An 18,122-nucleotide genomic window follows, 5' to 3' on the forward strand; every position below is an offset into this window, starting at 1 on the left:
AGGTGCTGCGTTCATCTGTCGCTGACGGCGGAGACAAGACAGAACGAAAGACAAGAGTATGATTTTTTTATTAACGCGTTTCATCTTCCTGACGCGAAGCGTCATTGATGCGAGTGTTGATTCACCAGAGAGCGCCCAGTAAAAGCTCACATCCAATTAAGCACCAGAATGGTGCGCTAATGCGTCGCCGTTCACTCGGCGTTGGGTTACACAGTGATGAATAACTTATAAATTAATTTTGAATTTAAATAGTTAATATTATTAATGTTTTAAAATTAAGTGATTTTTTTCACACAAACACCCTAATGAGGTGTCACTTTTTAAATCTCATTGCACATACCTACTGAGAAGAATAATCGACTCATAACAATACGACGTAGTCCCTTTACCTTTTCTGCTGGAGCTGTAGCAATGAACGAAGCACCGCATCATGCAAAGAAAACGTATTTTACCCAAGGCCGTCTGGCGTTGGCGGTAAATATTGCCCTGGCCATTACTGCCTTTCCGCTACTTGCGTTGCAGGATGGTTATGCTGCAGCGCCTGCGGCAATCAATTATTCCGTGCCTTCCGGTTCTCTGGAGCAAGGTTTATTAGCGATAGCCCGTCAAAGTCATCAAACCATCTCGTTCGATCCTAAACTGGTGGCGCCTTACCAGGCTAAAGAGATTAAAGGTCACTTCACGCTGAAGCAGGCTATTTTGCAACAGTTGCAGGGAACGCCACTTTCCGTCACTACCACACCTAATGGTACGCTGACTATCTATGCGATGAATCCCACCTCGCCGGTTAAACCCGCCTCAGATCTGCAAGCTGCGCAGGACAGCGGTCAGACTCTGCCAACGATTACCGTTAACGGTGAGGCAGAACGCAGCGAAGATGAAACGGTATATAATCCATCAATGTCGAGTTCTGCGACGCGCACCAATTTATCCCTGCAGGATACGGCACAGTCCGTTCAGGTCATCAGCCGCAAAGTGCTGGACGATCAGCAGGCCACCTCTGTGGAAGATGCGCTGCGTAACGTAGGAGGGGTCAATCTTAGTACCGGTAATCGCGGACAAAATGGCGTTAGCATCCGAGGTTTTGCCATTACCTCAGGTTCCACAGACGGCGTATCCAATCCCAGCAACGCGGTAAACGGCAGCCCTTTAGGTTACTCCAGTATTGATGGTGTTGAGCGTATTGAGGTATTAAAAGGACCACAGGCGGTATTAGCAGGAAACAGCTCACCTGCGGGTTCGGTTAACCTTGTCCGTAAAGCGCCGACGGCTTACCCACTGCATACAATAAAAGTCGAGGTGGCCAAATACGGTGAAGTCAAAACCGCAATCGATCTCGGCGGACCATTAAACGACGATAAAACGTTCCGCTACCGCCTTAATGCATCCACCATGCACTCCGATAACAGCTTCCCGGATTTTAATGGTAATCGTGCCGACTACCTTGCACCGGTTCTCGCATGGGAAGGGGAAAAAACACATATAAAAGTGGGCGCCGAATTTACCAATACCCGAAAATCAGGCCCTGCAGCAACTCTTTATAGTAACGGCCATATTTTAAAACTGCCTGAATACCGACTGGGTGATAAAGATGACCACTTCGCTCTTGATTCTAAAACTACCTATTATGAACTGAAGCAGGATCTGTCAGATAACTGGTCGTTTAACAGTAAAGCCGCTTATGTGGACAGCGTGAATAATTTCCGCGTTCATGAAGTTTACAATGCCGCGCGCAATGGCAATTTACTGAGCCACGAGCTGGGTATCAGACAGGACACCACGTCCTTAAGCCTGCAGAACGATATCCGGGGCAAATTCGATACCGGGCCGTTAACCCATAATGTTCTGGTGGGTTATGATTACCAACATACAGAGACCACCGACTGGGAACTGGTTCAAGGGCGAATCTTCACGACGGGAAATTATAACAATCCTGACAGCCTTTCTTTTCCGCCAATACCCGATCCAACCGCTAAAAACTATAATACGCTCGAACAACAAAAGGGAATTATTCTTCAGGACCAGATTGATTTCTGGAAAAAGCTGCATCTGCAATTGTCCGCCAAGCGAGCGCAATGGACGTCAAAATCGACAGCCTATGTTTCACCGACGCGCACTTTAATTACCTTTTCAGATGAAACGAAATGGGTGCCCAGCTACGGTGTGAGTTATGACATTACGCCTGAGGTCACCGTCTATGCTAATTTACTCAACAGTTTTCAGACAAGTGGATTGCTGGACCCCCGGACCGGAAGTGCATTTGCACCTTCCACAGGAAAATCGAAGGAGGCCGGCTTTAAATTCAGTCTGCTCGACGATAACCTGACGATTACGACGTCAGCCTTTGACATTATTCAAAAAAATCTCATCATTACGAATTTTGCCGGTCAACCAGTCGGGACACAGGGAAGGGAAACCAAAGGTTTCGATTTCGATTTAAATGGTCAGATATTGCCGGGCTGGAATATCACCACCAGTTATACTTTCTCTCAGTCAAAAGATCCCGACAACGCGGCACTTATCGGTTACCAAAGCAAAGTTGTGGGTCAGCCAAAACATACCGCGAGCCTCTGGACCACCTATGAAATACAGCAAGGGAAATTACAGGGACTGGGTGCGGGTGTCGGGGTACAGGCAGCAAGCAGTACCTGGAACGGTTACAGAAACAACTATTTTAAAGAGGGCGGTTGGGCCCAAACGGATGCCTCCGTTTTCTATCATCAGCCTAAATATACGGTGACGCTGGGCGTGAATAATATATTTAATCGCACGCTCTATTATTACACCTCAACCCCTCAGTTTATCAGTGTGAAACCTGACAGGACAGCACGTCTGACGCTGACTTATTCGTTCTGATACATGTAAATCACCAGAGTATACTAACGTGGTAAATAAAATCCCATCGGATGATAACCGTCCGGGTACGTGGCAATTAATCTATCCTTTCTGGATATCATCAGAGAAATGGCTGGCTATATTATTACTGGCTGTCATCCTGACAATTAATTTTACCACGACCTATGCCTTTGTCGCATTGAACAGGCTACACGGAAAATTAACCGATGCACTGGTCGCACTCAACTGGCCGGTAATCAGCAATGTCATGATTGAAAGCCTGATTATCGGCGCGTTAACCACGGTATTGCCTTTGATAAGCGTACTGGCGATAAACTATCTCACGTTGCGATGGCGGACATGGATGACCGCTCGCTTTGTGGAACGCTGGACAGAACATCCTGCTTATTATCAGTTAGAACGGGACAACGTTATCAGCAACAGCGATCAACGCGTTGCGGAAGATATCAATCTTTTTACCGACGTCACAATCAATTTATCGACCAACATTATTAATGTGCTGGTCAACATGGTCACTTTCACCATTGTGCTGTGGGGATTATCAGGCGCGTTATCCATTAGCCTGGGCAGCACGACATTATCTATTCCCGGTTACATGGTGATTGTCGTCTATTTGTATTCTGTTGCCCATCTCGCGCTGGCGCACTGGCTGGGTAAAGTCCTGATCGGCGTAAATATGAATAAACAAACGGTGGAAGCTGACTTTCGTTTCCTTGGCATGCAGGTTCGGGAAAACGCCGAGCAAATTGCTTTTTTTGAAGGTGGAGAGCGTGAACGGCGGCGGCTATTTTCGCGCTTTGAACGGGTGCGCGCCAATACCCTGCTGATGATGCGTAAGACGTTCAGACTCAACTTTTTCCAGAGCTTTTTTTCGCAGGTATTTTCGCCCTTACCCACGCTGCTGGCACTCCCGTTGCTACTGTCGGGAAAAATAACGATGGGCGGCCTGACGCAGATCACGATGGCCTACGGAACCTTGCTTAGCACGCTTTCTTTTTTCCCACAGGCTTATCAGTCATTTACCAACTGGATGGCGCTGTCCAACCGACTTCGTGATCTGCTCTGGGCGTTAAATAAAGCGCGCGATAAGCCCTCAGGGATTTTACTGAAGCATCAGGGGACGCGCCTGCAGTGCGAGAACCTGACGCTTCGGCAGCCAGATGGTTCGTTACTGTCCCATCTGCCGCACTGGCAGGTACAGGCGGGCGAGCGCTGGGTGATTCGCGGCCGTTCGGGCTGTGGTAAGAGCACGCTATTGCGCGCCTGTGCCGGGCTCTGGCCTTATGGCGAAGGCACTATTATTGCCCCCGAGTCTGTTCGTACGCTTTTTTTACCCCAGAAAAGCTATATCCCGGTAGGCACGTTAAAAAGTGCGCTGACCTATCCGCTTGAACCTGACGTTTTTACCGATCAGCAGTGCCAACAGGCGTTAATTGACTGCTGCCTGGAGGCTCACGCCGCTTCGTTAACACAATTTGACCGCTGGCAGCAGGTGCTCTCCGGCGGCGAACAGCAACGGCTGGCGATGGCCCGGGTGCTGTTGCACAAACCCGAAATGCTGTTTCTTGATGAAGCGACCAGCGCGCTCGATCCGCAGACAGAAAACCGACTTTATCAGGCGCTTATCGACCAGTTGCCCAACTGTACGCTTATCAGCGTGGCACACCGTAAAGAGCTTGAACACTTCCACCCTCATATTCTCACGCTCACGGCCCGTTAATGAGCGTTAACGCTTGCAAAGGAAACACTATGACGCATAAATCCATTGAATTAACCGATCTTGAGCTTGATGTCTTTCTGGCCGATGCTCAGTTACCGGTTCTCGTCGATCTCTGGGCCCCTTGGTGCGCGCCTTGCCGAGCGATGTCGCCGATTATCGATAAGCTGGCCCGCAACACGGCGGGACATTTACTGGTCGCCAAACTTGATGTCGAAAAATATCCTTCCATCATGCAGCGCTTTAGCGTACGGGGCATTCCCACCTTATTGCTGTTTAACCCGGCTCAGGACCCGGTTCGGTTAGTGGGCGCTCAGTCTCTGGCTCAGCTCAACGAATGGCTTGCCAACCATCAGGTCGACATCTCGGTACCCACAGTGCACGTACAGCAGGACGAAAGTCTGGAATGGGGCAGTTTCTATGGGGATGACGAACTGCTCGCTTTTATTGCGGCACGTGTGCTGCGACATGCCCGCGAGCGAGAGATTACCACGGGCCAGAGTCGCTACTGGATCGAGGGTAAAGGCACCCTTGCGGCGGCGATGGTCCATCAACCCGACAGTAATGCATTTGAACGTATCACCGGGCTTTCCGTTGCACTGGGCTGCCTGCTTGACCGTTGTGAATATCTCACGGTGGAACAGGTGGAAGGCCTGTTTGGGGCGTTACGGGCAGGTAAAGATTACCGACTGGTGCCACCAGCGTTTATGCAGTGGTGGCTGAGCGATGGGTTCTTCCCCTGGGATAATCATCTGCGTGCGCCCGAGCTAATAACGCTACTGGCGCAGTGGCAAACACTGTGCGCCGACCGGTTTGCCGGACGCGAAACGACGCCGCAGGCCTGGGCCGATATTGGCAATCTGGCATCTTCCCTGTTGTCTGGCTTCCAAACGTCAGACCGACAGCTGGAAAAGATAGTCGCCATGATGATCCAACATCTTTCACCGTTTCCTGTTACGACCGACGGTGAACGGTGGGACATCATCACGAAAAATATGAACTGGGCGCATTTCCACATTATGCAAATCCACTCAGGCTGGAGCGACGACGATCGCGCCACACCAGAGAAGCGAATGGGATGGTTTATGGCGAAAGAGCGTCAAACGCCGACGGGCAAGCTCACTCAGGGGGAGATCGCCCAGCTCAGAGAAGAATGGAAGTCGCTAAATGGTGAATTTATTAGTAAAGAAAACGCGCTTCATCAAAACCTGTTGCAGCTTGCGCTGCCAATAAGCACAGCATCGCAGACGGTTTTGAATCGCCTGCTTGCCGCGGCACCGGACCTTTAATAATGATGCATAAACAGGGGGCCGCTATGGCAAATACGTTGGCGCACAGCCGGGTTCAGCTGTCGGACCTGGCTGACAGCGTTATCAGGATGGCCTTGCAGGAAGGGGCTTCCGATGCGCAGGTGATGTTTAACGAAAGCACAGGACTGCTACTTGAAATGCGTCAGGGCCGGTTAAAAACGCGCACCCGCGCCAGTCAATCCAGCCTGTTTCTCACCGTTTACCGAGGTCATCATCAGGGAACGACCAGCTCAACGAACTATTCGTCTGCAAGCCTGCGTGAAACGGTGCAGGCCGCATGCCGTATTGCAGGTTACACCGGCGAAGATCGTTTCGCCGGACTGGCGGAGGCACGCTTTCTTTGCCGTGCATCGGACGAACTGGACCTCTGGCATCCCTGGAACCTCGACGAAGCCGATGCGACAGCACTGGCACAGCGCATAGAGGCCGGGATTGTTTCAGCGGGTGACGACGTCATTAGCGACGGTGTTACCGTGCACACCGGGCACTCGGACTGCTTCATCATGAACAGTCATGGATTTAGCTGCAGCGAACGCCAGAGCAATCACATGATGGCAGCCCGCGCGCTGGCCCGTAAGCAGAATCGCAGCCTGCTGGATTTCCATTTCTCGGTTGCCCGCCACTCCCAGTCACTCATGGCACCGGAAGAGATTGGACGCCGGGCTGGAAATGGCGCGATAGCGGCGCTGGATACTGCCCCGCTTCAGGGCAGCCAGCGCTGTCCGGTCTTGTTTGACGCTAAATGTGCGCTGTCTTTGCTTGACCATCTGGTTCAGGCGACCAGCGGTAGCGTGCTGTATCACCGTAACAGCTTCCTCGCTGACAGACTGGGCGAGACGGTTTTCAGCGACCACGTCAGCGTCACTGAAGATCCCTTCGCGCCGCAGGGGCTCGCCAGCCGGTCATTCGACGGCGACGGTATCGGCGGCACAACCCGCAAGATCGTTAATCAGGGGATTCTGGCGGGTTTTTTCCTCTCAGCTTATGCCGCGCGCCATCTTGATATGGCTCCGACCGGGAATGGCTGGGGGCCGGGAAACCTGTCTCTGACGAGCAGCCTGACGCAGAAGGGCGATGATTTCGACGCGATGGTAAAAAAACTTCATACCGGGCTGATCGTGACCAGTTTCAGCGGCGGCGGGCCACGGTTGATTAACGGTGATTACTCGCGAAGCCTGCGGGGTTTTTGGGCTGAAGGCGGGCAAATACGGTACGCCGTTGATGGCGTTACGGTGGCGGGTAACCTGGCCGAAATGTTCCGCAACATTGTGGCTATCGGGACTGACGTGATAACCCAGGGCGCACTGACTTCCGGGTCTGTATTAATTGATAACCTTCAGGTGGCAGGACGCTGAGCCAAAGGAGTTTTACTATGAGTCAAACAGGCACAACCACTCGCCTGGTACAGGCCAAACAGCAATTGCTGGAACCCTACGGCCTGAGCGATGCCCTGCTACAGGACATCATGGGACGGATTCTCGTCCATCGGGTCGATTACGCCGATTTATATGTGCAGAGTCTTCGCCATGAAAGTTGGGCAATGGAAAATGGCGTGGTGAACTTTGGATCGTTTGATGTCGATCAGGGGTTCGGCCTGCGTGCGGTAGAGTACGATCAGACCGCCTTCGCTTATTCTCAGCATCTTGATCTCAAACATTTGCGCGAAGCCGCGCGATCGGTGCGGACCATCGCTAAGCATTGCTGTCTCGCCCTGCCTGAACCTGTTAAAGCCCGGCCCGAGTCAACGCATATCGGCTCCCGCGATCCCTTAGTGGCATGGGAGGCGGCAGAGAAAATCAGTCTGCTCGAAAAAATCAACCAAATGACTCGTGCGCTTGACCCACGGGTGATTCAGGTCACGGCCAGCCTTCGATTGTCCCATTCGGTTAACTATGTCCTGCGCCATGATTTTTATCAGGCTGCAGATATTCGTCCGATGCTGCTGTTGCAGGTCAGCGTCATCGTCGAGCAGCGGGGCGTCCGTGAGTCGGCCACGACCGGCATAGGTGGGCGCGGCGATTTCAACATGTTCAACGATCAGGTGCTGCAACAGACTTTACGCACGATGGTGGATTCAGCACTGATAAATTTAGAGGCGGTTGCGGCCCCGTCCGGCGGAATGCCTGTTGTCATTGCCGCCGGATGGCCCGGCATGTTGTTGCATGAAGCGATGGGGCATGGCTTTGAAGGTGACTATAACCGGCTGGGTACCTCAGTTTACGCAGGGCGCATCGGAGAGAGAGTTGCACCACCTGGGGTGAATATCGTCGATGACGGCACGCTACAGGGGCGCCGGGGTTCGCTCAATACAGATGATGAGGGGCACCCGACGCAGTGCACCTCATTGATTGAAGACGGTATTCTGCAAGGTTATATGCACGACAGCCTGAGTGCCCGTCTGATGAAACTTCCCCCCACTGGCAATGGCCGACGTCAGTCCTACGCGTATCTTCCTATGCCGCGCATGACAAACACCTTTATGCGTAATGGCCAGTATGAACCTGAGGAGATCATTGCGTCTGTTAAACGTGGATTATATCTGGCTAACCTGGGCAGCGGACAGGTGGATATCGTCAGTGGCCAATACAGCTTTCAAAGCGCGCTGGCCTACCTGATCGAAGACGGCAAAATTACAACACCGGTTAAAGGCGCCACGCTGACCGGAAAGGGACCGGAAACGCTGCAGCAGATCAGCATGGTTGGCAACGATCTGGCCCTGGATCGTGGCGTCGCCACCTGCGGGAAATCGGGACAAAATGTTCCAGTGGGCGTAGGGCAACCGACGCTTAAAGTGGATAACCTCATCGTTGGCGGCACGCGCCAGCGATGAGGTCATCATCCGACGAAACCGGTCTGTGGCGCTTGTCGCTTTGACGGACGCTACGGGTGGGCTGACCGCTGTTCAAATGTCGATGCCAGCGTTTGCGCGCGCTGCGGACGCGCCAGAGCCCGCAGCGATCATGTGTTTTATAAGCCAAAAATGAACCTGCCGTCACTGACTGGCGGTAAGGGGAATCTTGAGACGGTTAACGCTTTCTCGGGTAAGGAATGATGATGAAATTAACGCCATCCTGGACTGATGCATTTGCCCGGATGCCATTAACCTATTTGCGCCAGGAATATCCCAGTCATCTTGTACACTTAATGCTTGATGACAGTGATGCCTTGTCGCCACGTGTACTGCATCCGGTTTTCTATGGCTGCTACGACTGGCACTCTGCGGTACACGGTTACTGGCTGTTGCTCCGTGCCCTGAGCCTTTATCCCACGTTGTCATGCCGTGATGAAATCATTGCTATTTTTCATGCGCATTTTACTGAAGAAAATATCGCGCAGGAACGTGCTTATTTTACCGTACCGTTTCGCACGGCGTTCGAACGTCCTTACGGTTATGCATGGTTGCTTGGCTTATCCGGGGAGCTGAAAAAATCTGCCTTGCCGCAGGCTGCGCAGTGGTATCAGAGGCTTGAGCCACTGACGCAGGACATTCGCAGTCGCTTTATCGACTACTTCAGTAAGCTGACCTACGCTATTCGGGTCGGGACCCATACCAATTCTGCCTTCGCGCTGATGTTAGCACTGGATTACGCACGCACTTTAGAGGACAGCTTGCTGGAAAACGTCATCGTTAATGTCGCAGAACGTTTTTACCGCGAGGACACTGATTATCCAGCACATTATGAACCCGGTGGGGACGAATACCTTTCTGGTGCATTAACGGAAGCCATGTTAATGAGTAAAGTCACCGTTAACTTCGCCAACTGGTTCGATGCATTTCTACCTGATATCGCCAGTAAGACCGCGCTGATGCAGCCTGCAGAGGTCAGCGATCGTACCGATCCCACCATCACACATCTTGACGGATTGAATCTCAGCAGAGCCTGGTGCTTTAGGCATCTTGCTGTTGCATTGCCAAACGCTCATCCCGCTGTCTCGTTGCTTCAGGCCGCAGCCGAACGGCATCTGACAGCCAGTCTCCCTCACGTGGTGGGCAGCCATTACAGCGGCGGCCACTGGCTTGCCAGCTTTGCACTGCTTGCTTTGGCGTCGCCTGTTGACGGCCAGGCTCATCATCAAACGTGATCTCGCGTTTGAGATCCTCTCCGGCATCCTGAGGTTACGATAACAAGATACGTAGCAGTAAACCGATGGTCCTGTAGATATCGCAGGGAATTTGTCATGACGCTGTTTTCAATGACAAAGCGCGGTCCGTTTGCGGCAAAGACGTTGACGCCGTTTGGCATCTTGACGCTAGAGCCTGCGCTTTTTCTGGGTGCGGGCGTGGGACGTTTTTGGGGCACGAGGGCAGAAATGTACTGGACGATGATGTGCGAAGCGGCGTTGTCTCATGCCACGCGCTTCTGCTATCTGATCACAGCAAAATGATGGCTGTTTTTACCATTGTTTTACCCTCACCAATCGCAGGCAATAAAAAACCAACCGTAAAGGTTGGTTTTTTAAGGGATAATTTGGTCGGCACGAGAGGATTTGAACCTCCGACCCCTGACACCCCATGACAGTGCGCTACCAGGCTGCGCTACGTGCCGAACTTTGGAAAGCTAGTCTACTGATTCTCTGCACGAATGCAAGCGATCAGGCAACTAACTGCCTCATTATTAATCAGTTAGCGATAAAACGTTTCTCTTCTGTGAGCACCTGCAACAAGAGCGCGAGTTCCGGTTTGTGATCTTTCAATACATTTCCACTGGCGTCGTAAGCACGGTAGCTGCCGTTATTGTTCAGCACCAGCGTGATTTTAGGCGTGGTAATGACCAGCTTATTATCTTCGCTACTGGTGACCCAGTCATGACGACGCTGAGCAGCAAACAGATCTTCGCCTTGAGCATAGTTGACCGGATTAGTGCGCACATGTAGCAGGCGCTGCATCAGGGTCACCATCACGTCCTGATGATCGGAAAGCCGAGTCACCGTCTGCGCGGGCGTGTCCGGCCAGTGAATAACCAGTGGCACCTGCAAGGTCTGGCGATTGCCTTCGTTGTCCGGATTGCCATCCAGCGCCACACCATGCTGAGCGGTAATGACCACCACGGTGTTTTTCAGTAAGTCACGTTGTTGCAGTGTGGTAAGGATGGCCTGAATCTGTTCATTGAGGGCAGGAGCCTGCCGCATATAGCTTCGCTGACGTGCTTTGTCGTTATCACCGCTCACCCTTGGGCCGTTCAGCGCCACCCAGGAGAACCAGGGCGTACCATCGCCTTTTTGGGCACTCAGCCAGCTTTGCCATTGTGAAACGGTGCTGGTATTGGGCTGCTCCTCGCTTGGGGGCAGAGAGTAGTCGGACAGCAGCGCCTGACGATACAGTGGCTGACTAAACCCCTCTGACGAGAACAGGCCAAACTGATAGCCCTGGGTGCTCAGTGCAGTAAGCAGGGCAGACGGCGTCCGCTGTGCCAGAACACCGTTCATATAACTCGGGGAGATGCCGTAGAACAGGCCAAACAGGCCTTTTTCTGCGTTGTCCCCGGCGCTGAAATGCTGGGTAAAGCGCACGTTCTGGCTGGCAAACTGGTTCAACGCCGGCAGGGCGTTATCGGCACTGGCACTGTTCAGACCATCCACCGTAATGACCAACAGGTTATCGCGTGAGCCTTTGTCCGCAAAGGTGATATCGCTGAGCGGATACTGCACTGCCGCAGCCTCAGGATCGCCTTGCTGCACCAGACGGCGCTGATATTCCTGCGCATCCAGCAAGCCGTGACGCTCAAGAAAGCGACGGGCGGTCATCGGATAAGAAAGGGGCAGATTCGCACGTTGCATCGTGATCGGGCGATAAAAATTAGCGTCCGCCCAGATATACATCAAATGACTGGCAAAAAAGGCGCTGATAAAAAGGGCGGCCAGCGGCTTGCCAAACGAACGGCGGTTCAGGCTACGCAGCTTCTGCCAGCTCCAGGTGGCAAACAGAATCTCCACCAGAAAAATGAGCGGCACGCCGATAAACATCAGCTGCCAGTCGCGCGCCATCTCACTTTGATCGGGGTTAATCACCAGTTCCCACACCACCGGATTAAGGTGTAAATGGAAACGGTTAAAGACGGCGCTGTCGACCATCAGCAGTGTCAAACCGGCGGTGGCGACCACCGTCGAAATCACCCGCATCAGACGTTGCGACATCACCACAAACGTCAGCGGGAAGATAATCAGCAGATAAACGGCAAATACAATAAAGCTGAAGTGACCAATCCAGCTGCTGTACGCATAAATGCGCCCAGCCAGTGAAGCAGGCCAGTCGGCAACCAACAGATAGCGGCTACCCAGAATGAGCGCGAAAAAGATATTGAACAGGGCAAACCAGTGTCCCCAGCTAATCATCTGGGAGACTTTTTCGCGGTAGCGCTGTCGGTTGGTTACCATAGTTTGACGTCAGATTAGCGAATTAATGGGCGCTGTCGTCTACCGACGCCTGCAGGGCATCAGCAAAAGAACGGGCCAGAGAGCGGCGTTGCGCGGGAGCAACATCGCTGTTGATCAGATTGGTTACCATGTTCCCCAGTACCATCAGGGAAAGGTCGGTTGGCGCCTGGTCTTTTTGCAAAACCTGCGCCATTTCCGCGAGGAGTTGTTCAACGCGTTGGTCGCTGTAACGGGATGATTGTGGCATAGCGAAAACTTATCTCGTCTCAAAAGGCGATATAGTACCGGAACAGCGCACTTTTTTCCGCAAATTTATCGAAAGCGCGGTGTTCGGGTTGTGCATGGAGTTGAAAGCTGCTGCTGGCGGTGTTTGAATACGCGCCTGTGCTATTAGGAGAGTTTACCATGAGTCTGGATATCGACCAGATTGCCTTGCACCAGTTAATCAAACGTGATGAAAATCAGTTAGAGCTGGTGCTTCGTGATTCGTTACTGCCGGCCACCAATACCGTCGAGGCGATGGTGGAAGAGCTGCACCGTGTATACAGTGCAAAAAGTAAAGCTTACGGGCTGTTTAATGCTGAAAGCGAACTGGCAGATGCACTGCGCAACTGCCGCAAGGGTAACGATGATTTTCTCGCTTTTAGCCGGGCTGCTACCGGACGCCTGCGTGATGAACTGGCAAAATATCCGTTCGCCGAAGGCGGCGTGGTGCTGTTTATCCAGTATCGCTATCTGGCGGTAGAATACTTGCTGGTGGCGGTGTTAAACAGCCAGTCGAGTATGCGCGTCAACGAACAGATGGATATCAGCAGTACCCACTATCTGGATATCAATCACGCCGATATTGTGGCACGAATCGATCTTACCGAGTGGGAAACCAGCCCTGAATCGACGCGCTACCTCACCTTCCTGCGTGGACGGGTAGGGCGAAAAGTTTCTGATTTCTTCATGGATTTTCTGGGGGCGGAAGTCGGACTGGATGCCAAGGCGCAGAACCGGGGACTGTTACAGGCGGTAGATGACTATTGTGACGAGTCGAATCTGGATAAGAATGAACGACAAAACTACCGTCAGCAGGTTTACAGCTACTGTAATGAACAGCTTCAGGCTGGGGAAGAGATCGCGCTGAAAGCGTTATCAGGTGAGCTGCCGCCACTGGGTGAAAAGACGTTTGAAGCCTTTACTCAGGAGCAGGGCTATGACCTGGAAGAGCATTTCCCGGCAGATCGCAGTACGTTACGTCAGTTAACCAAGTTTGCCGGTAGCGGTGGGGGGCTGACCCTGAACTTCGATGCCCTGTTGCTTGGCGAGCGCATTTTCTGGGATCCGGTCACCGATACGCTGACCATCAAAGGAACACCGCCTAACCTGCGTGAGCAGCTGCAACGCCGCACCAGCAGTAAATAAGCATCTGCCCGATCCGGCGTTCTGGCGGATAACAGGCAAAATAAAAGGGCCGGTTTCGCAACCGGCCCTTCTACTTTCAACGCATTCGGCGATTAAGCGCGAACGAAGTCGATGTGGTGCAGTTTTGGCTTGAACGGATGACGCTGAACAGCCTGCACTTTAACTTTGGTTTCTTTACCGTCAACCACCAGAGTCAGCACTTCTTCGTAGAAGCCTGGCTTGGTTTGCAGGTTCATCACCTGGTCGTGGTCGAGGTCGATAGCAACAGCGGCTTCTGAACCACCATAAATGATGGCCGGGAAGCGGTTTGCTGCGCGCAGGCGGCGGCTCGCACCCTTACCCTGCTCTTTACGTTCTACTGCATTGATAGTGAACATTAATACGTCTCTTTATGATTTCTGCTACAGGCGACCCAGTAACAGAAGGGTTATTCAACACCGCTTATGCACATGCAAAAGCGGGCGGCATTATAGCGGTAATCCCCTACAGGGGCAAACGCTAATAAGGCTTAGCGCAGTTCGTTAGCGCAGCGAAAGCGCCCCTGGTAGTCAAACAGCTTTTCGCGAATCTGCCAGAACTGGCCTTTGGCACGGGCCACCACAAAATCGGGATGGCGCAGAAGAGGCTGCAGGGCCAGCACATCGGCGGCGGTTTGCCAGCCCAGCGGCACGCCGGGCGCGCGCTGATGCGGGCGCATAAACAGGTGCTCAAACGCCTTGCGCTGTGCGGGCGTTTGCAGACGAAACCGCTCACTGACGCTGGTGCCGTCTTCATCGAAATAGGTGGCTTTCAACCATTCGCCTTTGTCGTCGCGGCCCTGTTCCAGCGTCATGCCGCCGCAGCGCAGAACGCGCGCATCTTTCAGCTTCAGCGCGGCTTTAAGCATATCGTCAGGATCGACCAGAATCGTGTCGCATTCGCGGCAGCGGCGCGCGGCGATGTCGTTTTCTGCGTTGCACGCCGGGCAGTTCTTAAACCGAAAGCGGTAGTCACACTGCTCGCGCCCGCCTTCGTCGTCTTCCAGTACGCCCTGACAACGCCGGCCAAAGTGCTCAATCACCATGCCATCGCTCGTGGCCTTGCCCCAGAAGGTATTGGCAAAGCCGCAGGCCGGGCAAAATACCTGCACGGGCTGATTGTCACTTTTCCCTTTCGGTGCGCCCACTTCAGGCGTAAACAGCTCGTGAGGATTACCGGCATAGTCCAGAATCAGGCAGTCTTTTTTGCCGGGCGACAGGCGCAGACCTCGCCCGACAATCTGTTGATACAGGCTGACTGACTCGGTAGGGCGCAGGATCGCGATCAGATCCACATGCGGCGCATCGAAGCCGGTGGTTAGCACCGCAACGTTGACCAGAAACTTAAGCTGCTGGGCTTTAAACGCCGCGATTAGCGCATCCCGATCTTTCGCGTGAGTTTCTGCCGACACCAGCGCGCTGTTTTCAGGCAGCAGGCCCAAAATTTCGCGCGCGTGTTCGACGGTGGCGGCAAAAATCATCACGCCGTAGCGATCCTCGGCAAATTCCACAATCTGCTGGATAATATGGGGCGTCACCCGCTGCTGCTGTTTGAGTTCCCGATTCAGGTCGGCTTCGCTGAACAGGCCATTTGCCTGAGCGGTGAGGCGACTGAAATCATACTGAACCACCGGCATATCCAGCCGTTCCGGCGGCACCAGAAACTGATGCTTGATCATATAGCGCAGGGGCAGTTCATAGATGCAGTCGCGAAACAGGGCCTGCTCGTCGCCCCGAACCATACCGTGATAATGAAAACGGTAGATCCAGCCTTTGCCCAGGCGAAACGGTGTTGCGGTCAGGCCGAGCAGACGCAACTGAGGATTATGCTGGCGCAGGTGATTGAAAATTTGCTGATACTGGCTCGCTTTGTCATCACCAATGCGGTGGCACTCATCAACAATCACCAGCGAAAAGGCGCGGTCAAACAGGCTGAGATTACGTGCAACAGACTGGACGCTACCGAACACGACTTTCCGCTGGCTTTCTTTGCGCTGCAATCCTGCCGCAAAGATGTCAGCCTCAAGTCCGTAAGCCTGATACTTGCTGTGATTTTGCGCCACCAGCTCTTTAACGTGCGCTAGCACCAGCACCCGACCTCGAGCCAGGCGCGCCAGCTCGGCGATCACCAGGCTTTTTCCGGCCCCGGTGGGCAGAACGATCACGGCAGGTTCAGGATGACGACGGAAGTGGGCGAGGGTGGCATCGACCGCTTCCTGTTGATAAGGGCGTAAGGTAAAAGACATGCTGTTCACTTTTGTAAAACCTGCCGCAATTATGCCACGAATCCACAATAAACGCGCTGTCAGCGAGGCGCAGATCAGGCTATACTTCCCCTACTTTTTCAACGGTTAAAAATGCCGTTTTAGTTTCCCTCCGCAGTAACAGGCAAAACGAATTCATGCGACTCGACAAATTCATCTCTCAGCAACTGGAAATCAGCCGTGCCATCGCCGCACGTGAAATCCGTGGTCAACGTGTTACCGTTAACGGTGATGTGGTGCGCGACACCGCTTTCAAACTCCAGCCCGATCATGAGGTTGAGTATGACGGCAATGTATTGCAGATGCAGACCGGGCCGCGCTACTTTATGCTGAACAAACCTCAGGGCTATGTCTGCTCAACGGACGATCCCGATCATCCCACCATCGTCTATTTCATTGAAGAACCGATGGCGTTTAAGCTGCATGCCGCAGGCCGGCTGGATATTGATACCACCGGTTTAGTCCTGCTGACGGACGACGGTCAGTGGTCACATCGCATTACCTCACCGCGCCACCATTGTGAGAAAACTTATCGGGTAACGCTGGAAGCGCCGGTGAGCGATGACACGGCCGCACAGTTCAGCGCCGGGGTGCAGCTGCATAATGAAAAAAGCCTGACTAAACCCGCTCAGCTTGAGGTCATCACCCCCACGGAAGTGCTGCTGACCTTGAGCGAAGGCCGCTATCACCAGGTCAAACGCATGTTTGCAGCCGTGGGTAACCGGGTCGTTGGCCTGCACCGCGAGCGCATTGGTGAGATTGTGCTGGACGAGGCGCTGGAACCGGGTGAATACCGCCCGTTAACGGAAGAAGAGATAGCCAGCATTGGCTTACCGGATGAACTTAAACAAAAATAGCGAGAAACCTGGTGCGTAAGGAAAAGAATTCGCCAATGGGGCTGGTCGTCATCCTCGGCCTGTTAGCGATGTTGATGCCGTTGTCGATAGATATGTATCTGCCTGCAATGCCACAAATTGCGCGCCAGTTTGCCGTGTCCGCCGGTAGCGTTCAGATGACGCTCAATCTTTATATCCTGGGTTTTGCCATCGGTCAGTTGATCTACGGTCCGCTCGCCGACAGCTATGGCCGCAAGCCGGTGATTACGCTCGGCACCCTGATATTTGCCTGCGCAGCGGCAGCCTGCGCACTTTCGCAGTCGATTGAACAACTGATTGCGATGCGTTTTTTACACGGTCTGGCGGCAGCGGCGGCCAGCGTCGTGATCAATGCGTTGATGCGTGACAGTTACTCGAAAGAAGACTTCTCACGCATGATGTCGTTCGTCATGTTGATTACCACCATTGCACCGCTGCTGGCGCCCATCATCGGCGGCTGGCTGCTGTTAGTCTGGAGCTGGCACGCCATTTTCTGGACGCTGTCGATAGCGGCGGTTATCACGACTGTTCTGGTGGCAACCCAGATTCGCGAAACCCTTAAACCTGAGCAGCGACAGCGCTTTCACCTGCGCACCACGCTGGGTAACTTCGTTATCCTGTTTCGCCACAAGCGCGCGTTCAGCTATATGTTATCGAGCGGATTCTCGTTTGCGGGGCTGTTTACCTTTCTTAACGCTGGCCCCTTTGTTTACATCGAACTGAATCACATTTCACCGCAGAGTTTTGGCTACTACTTCGGTCTGAATATTGTGTTTTTGTTCATCATGACGCTGATTAACAGCCGGGCAGTGCGCCGTTTTGGCCCCGTGGTCCTGTTTCGCTTCGGGTTGTTGGTGCAGTTTGCTATGGGCATCTGGCTGTTGATCGTCAGCGCTTTCGATCTGGGGTTCCTGCCGCTGGTACTAGGCATTGCAATGTTCATCGGCTGCGTGTCGATGGTGTCGTCAAATGCTATGGCGGTTATCCTTGATGAGTTTCCGCATATGGCCGGTACGGCCTCTTCTCTGGCGGGCACCTTGCGTTTTGGCGTGGGTGCGCTGGCAGGGGCGCTGCTCTCCCTGTTCAGCTTCAACAGTGCCTGGCCCATGGTGGGAACCATTGCACTGTGCGCGACAATCTCCGTTTCGTTATTTCTCTACGCCTCACGTCCGCGTACCGTCGCCCGCTAAGCGGGCGTCTGCCATCCTCTTTTTCCGCTTAGTCAAAAATGTTTCTTATTTGTGAAAAAAAATAGCAAATAAAGTAATCATATTGGGACTAAAATGATTGTTAGTTAT

At 53.1% G+C, this 18,122-nt stretch carries 14 protein-coding genes and 1 tRNA gene; 10 read left to right on the top strand and 5 right to left on the bottom strand.

Going from position 1 to position 18,122, the window contains the following annotated elements; all coding sequences use genetic code 11:
* The first annotated feature begins 411 nt into the window (after positions 1-411).
* From P9J57_RS07120 to P9J57_RS07150, 7 genes are all read left to right on the top strand, one after another.
* A complete protein-coding gene (locus P9J57_RS07120) occupies positions 412-2,856 on the top strand; it encodes a TonB-dependent siderophore receptor (protein ID WP_105079380.1) in 2,445 nt (814 codons plus the stop codon).
* Positions 2,857-2,884: 28 nt separating this feature from the next.
* On the top strand, positions 2,885-4,576 hold the full coding sequence (locus P9J57_RS07125) for an ABC transporter ATP-binding protein/permease (RefSeq protein ID WP_019106562.1): 1,692 nt from the start codon (positions 2,885-2,887) through the stop codon (positions 4,574-4,576).
* A gap of 29 nt (positions 4,577-4,605) precedes the next feature.
* Positions 4,606-5,862, top strand: coding sequence for a thioredoxin family protein (locus P9J57_RS07130; protein ID WP_105079381.1), 1,257 nt, complete (start codon positions 4,606-4,608; stop codon positions 5,860-5,862).
* A 26-nt stretch (positions 5,863-5,888) separates the two neighbouring features.
* Positions 5,889-7,238 (top strand): TldD/PmbA family protein, encoded by a 1,350-nt coding sequence (locus tag P9J57_RS07135; RefSeq protein ID WP_241866537.1) that lies wholly within the window; start codon positions 5,889-5,891, stop codon positions 7,236-7,238.
* 17 nt (positions 7,239-7,255) lie between these two features.
* Positions 7,256-8,713 (top strand): metalloprotease TldD, encoded by a 1,458-nt coding sequence (gene tldD, locus P9J57_RS07140; RefSeq protein WP_013026463.1) that lies wholly within the window; start codon positions 7,256-7,258, stop codon positions 8,711-8,713.
* 224 nt (positions 8,714-8,937) lie between these two features.
* Positions 8,938-9,966, top strand: coding sequence for a DUF2891 domain-containing protein (locus P9J57_RS07145; protein WP_105079383.1), 1,029 nt, complete (start codon positions 8,938-8,940; stop codon positions 9,964-9,966).
* Positions 9,967-10,062: 96 nt separating this feature from the next.
* Positions 10,063-10,269 (top strand): hypothetical protein, encoded by a 207-nt coding sequence (locus P9J57_RS07150; protein WP_015699874.1) that lies wholly within the window; start codon positions 10,063-10,065, stop codon positions 10,267-10,269.
* A gap of 84 nt (positions 10,270-10,353) precedes the next feature.
* Here the strand turns inward: P9J57_RS07150 and P9J57_RS07155 are convergent.
* The 3 genes from P9J57_RS07155 to P9J57_RS07165 all read right to left on the bottom strand — a co-directional run bounded on the left by P9J57_RS07155 (position 10,354) and on the right by P9J57_RS07165 (position 12,505).
* Positions 10,354-10,430: transfer RNA gene (locus tag P9J57_RS07155), tRNA-Pro, on the bottom strand.
* Positions 10,431-10,503: 73 nt separating this feature from the next.
* Positions 10,504-12,258, bottom strand: a complete 1,755-nt coding sequence (gene yejM / locus P9J57_RS07160) for an LPS biosynthesis-modulating metalloenzyme YejM (protein ID WP_019106559.1) — start codon at positions 12,256-12,258, stop codon at positions 10,504-10,506.
* Between the two features lie 22 nt (positions 12,259-12,280).
* Positions 12,281-12,505, bottom strand: a complete 225-nt coding sequence (locus P9J57_RS07165; protein ID WP_013026459.1) for a YejL family protein — start codon at positions 12,503-12,505, stop codon at positions 12,281-12,283.
* Between the two features lie 158 nt (positions 12,506-12,663).
* Here P9J57_RS07165 and yejK point away from each other — a divergent pair, with 158 nt between their 5' ends.
* On the top strand, positions 12,664-13,668 hold the full coding sequence (gene yejK / locus P9J57_RS07170) for a nucleoid-associated protein YejK (RefSeq protein WP_014594136.1): 1,005 nt from the start codon (positions 12,664-12,666) through the stop codon (positions 13,666-13,668).
* 92 nt (positions 13,669-13,760) lie between these two features.
* Here the strand turns inward: yejK and rplY are convergent, their stop codons facing one another.
* Both rplY and radD read right to left on the bottom strand, forming a co-directional pair.
* Positions 13,761-14,045, bottom strand: coding sequence for a 50S ribosomal protein L25 (rplY, locus tag P9J57_RS07175; protein WP_013026457.1), 285 nt, complete (start codon positions 14,043-14,045; stop codon positions 13,761-13,763).
* 131 nt (positions 14,046-14,176) lie between these two features.
* Positions 14,177-15,931, bottom strand: coding sequence for a DNA repair helicase RadD (gene radD / locus P9J57_RS07180; protein ID WP_483279438.1), 1,755 nt, complete (start codon positions 15,929-15,931; stop codon positions 14,177-14,179).
* Positions 15,932-16,086: 155 nt separating this feature from the next.
* Between radD and rsuA the strand changes: the two genes are divergently transcribed.
* Both rsuA and P9J57_RS07190 read left to right on the top strand, forming a co-directional pair.
* Positions 16,087-16,806 carry a 16S rRNA pseudouridine(516) synthase RsuA gene (rsuA, locus tag P9J57_RS07185; protein WP_013026455.1) on the top strand — a complete coding sequence of 240 codons (720 nt, stop codon included), beginning with the start codon at positions 16,087-16,089 and terminating at the stop codon, positions 16,804-16,806.
* Between the two features lie 11 nt (positions 16,807-16,817).
* On the top strand, positions 16,818-18,014 hold the full coding sequence (locus P9J57_RS07190; RefSeq protein ID WP_013026454.1) for a Bcr/CflA family multidrug efflux MFS transporter: 1,197 nt from the start codon (positions 16,818-16,820) through the stop codon (positions 18,012-18,014).
* The last annotated feature ends 108 nt before the right edge of the window (positions 18,015-18,122 follow it).

The organism is Pantoea sp. nfd-35, from assembly GCF_056892255.1.

What these genes read in the sequence shown, in the direction of transcription:
- P9J57_RS07150 (WP_015699874.1), top strand. Translation starts at nt 10,063, where the DNA reads ATGACGCTGTTTTCAATGACAAAGCGCGGTCCGTTTGCGGCAAAGACG.
- P9J57_RS07135 (WP_241866537.1), top strand. Translation starts at nt 5,889, where the DNA reads ATGGCAAATACGTTGGCGCACAGCCGGGTTCAGCTGTCGGACCTGGCT.
- P9J57_RS07165 (WP_013026459.1), bottom strand. Translation starts at nt 12,505, where the DNA reads ATGCCACAATCATCCCGTTACAGCGACCAACGCGTTGAACAACTCCTC.
- radD (WP_483279438.1), bottom strand. Translation starts at nt 15,931, where the DNA reads ATGTCTTTTACCTTACGCCCTTATCAACAGGAAGCGGTCGATGCCACC.
- tldD (WP_013026463.1), top strand. Translation starts at nt 7,256, where the DNA reads ATGAGTCAAACAGGCACAACCACTCGCCTGGTACAGGCCAAACAGCAA.
- yejM (WP_019106559.1), bottom strand. Translation starts at nt 12,258, where the DNA reads ATGGTAACCAACCGACAGCGCTACCGCGAAAAAGTCTCCCAGATGATT.
- P9J57_RS07120 (WP_105079380.1), top strand. Translation starts at nt 412, where the DNA reads ATGAACGAAGCACCGCATCATGCAAAGAAAACGTATTTTACCCAAGGC.
- P9J57_RS07145 (WP_105079383.1), top strand. Translation starts at nt 8,938, where the DNA reads ATGAAATTAACGCCATCCTGGACTGATGCATTTGCCCGGATGCCATTA.
- P9J57_RS07130 (WP_105079381.1), top strand. Translation starts at nt 4,606, where the DNA reads ATGACGCATAAATCCATTGAATTAACCGATCTTGAGCTTGATGTCTTT.
- rplY (WP_013026457.1), bottom strand. Translation starts at nt 14,045, where the DNA reads ATGTTCACTATCAATGCAGTAGAACGTAAAGAGCAGGGTAAGGGTGCG.
- yejK (WP_014594136.1), top strand. Translation starts at nt 12,664, where the DNA reads ATGAGTCTGGATATCGACCAGATTGCCTTGCACCAGTTAATCAAACGT.
- rsuA (WP_013026455.1), top strand. Translation starts at nt 16,087, where the DNA reads ATGCGACTCGACAAATTCATCTCTCAGCAACTGGAAATCAGCCGTGCC.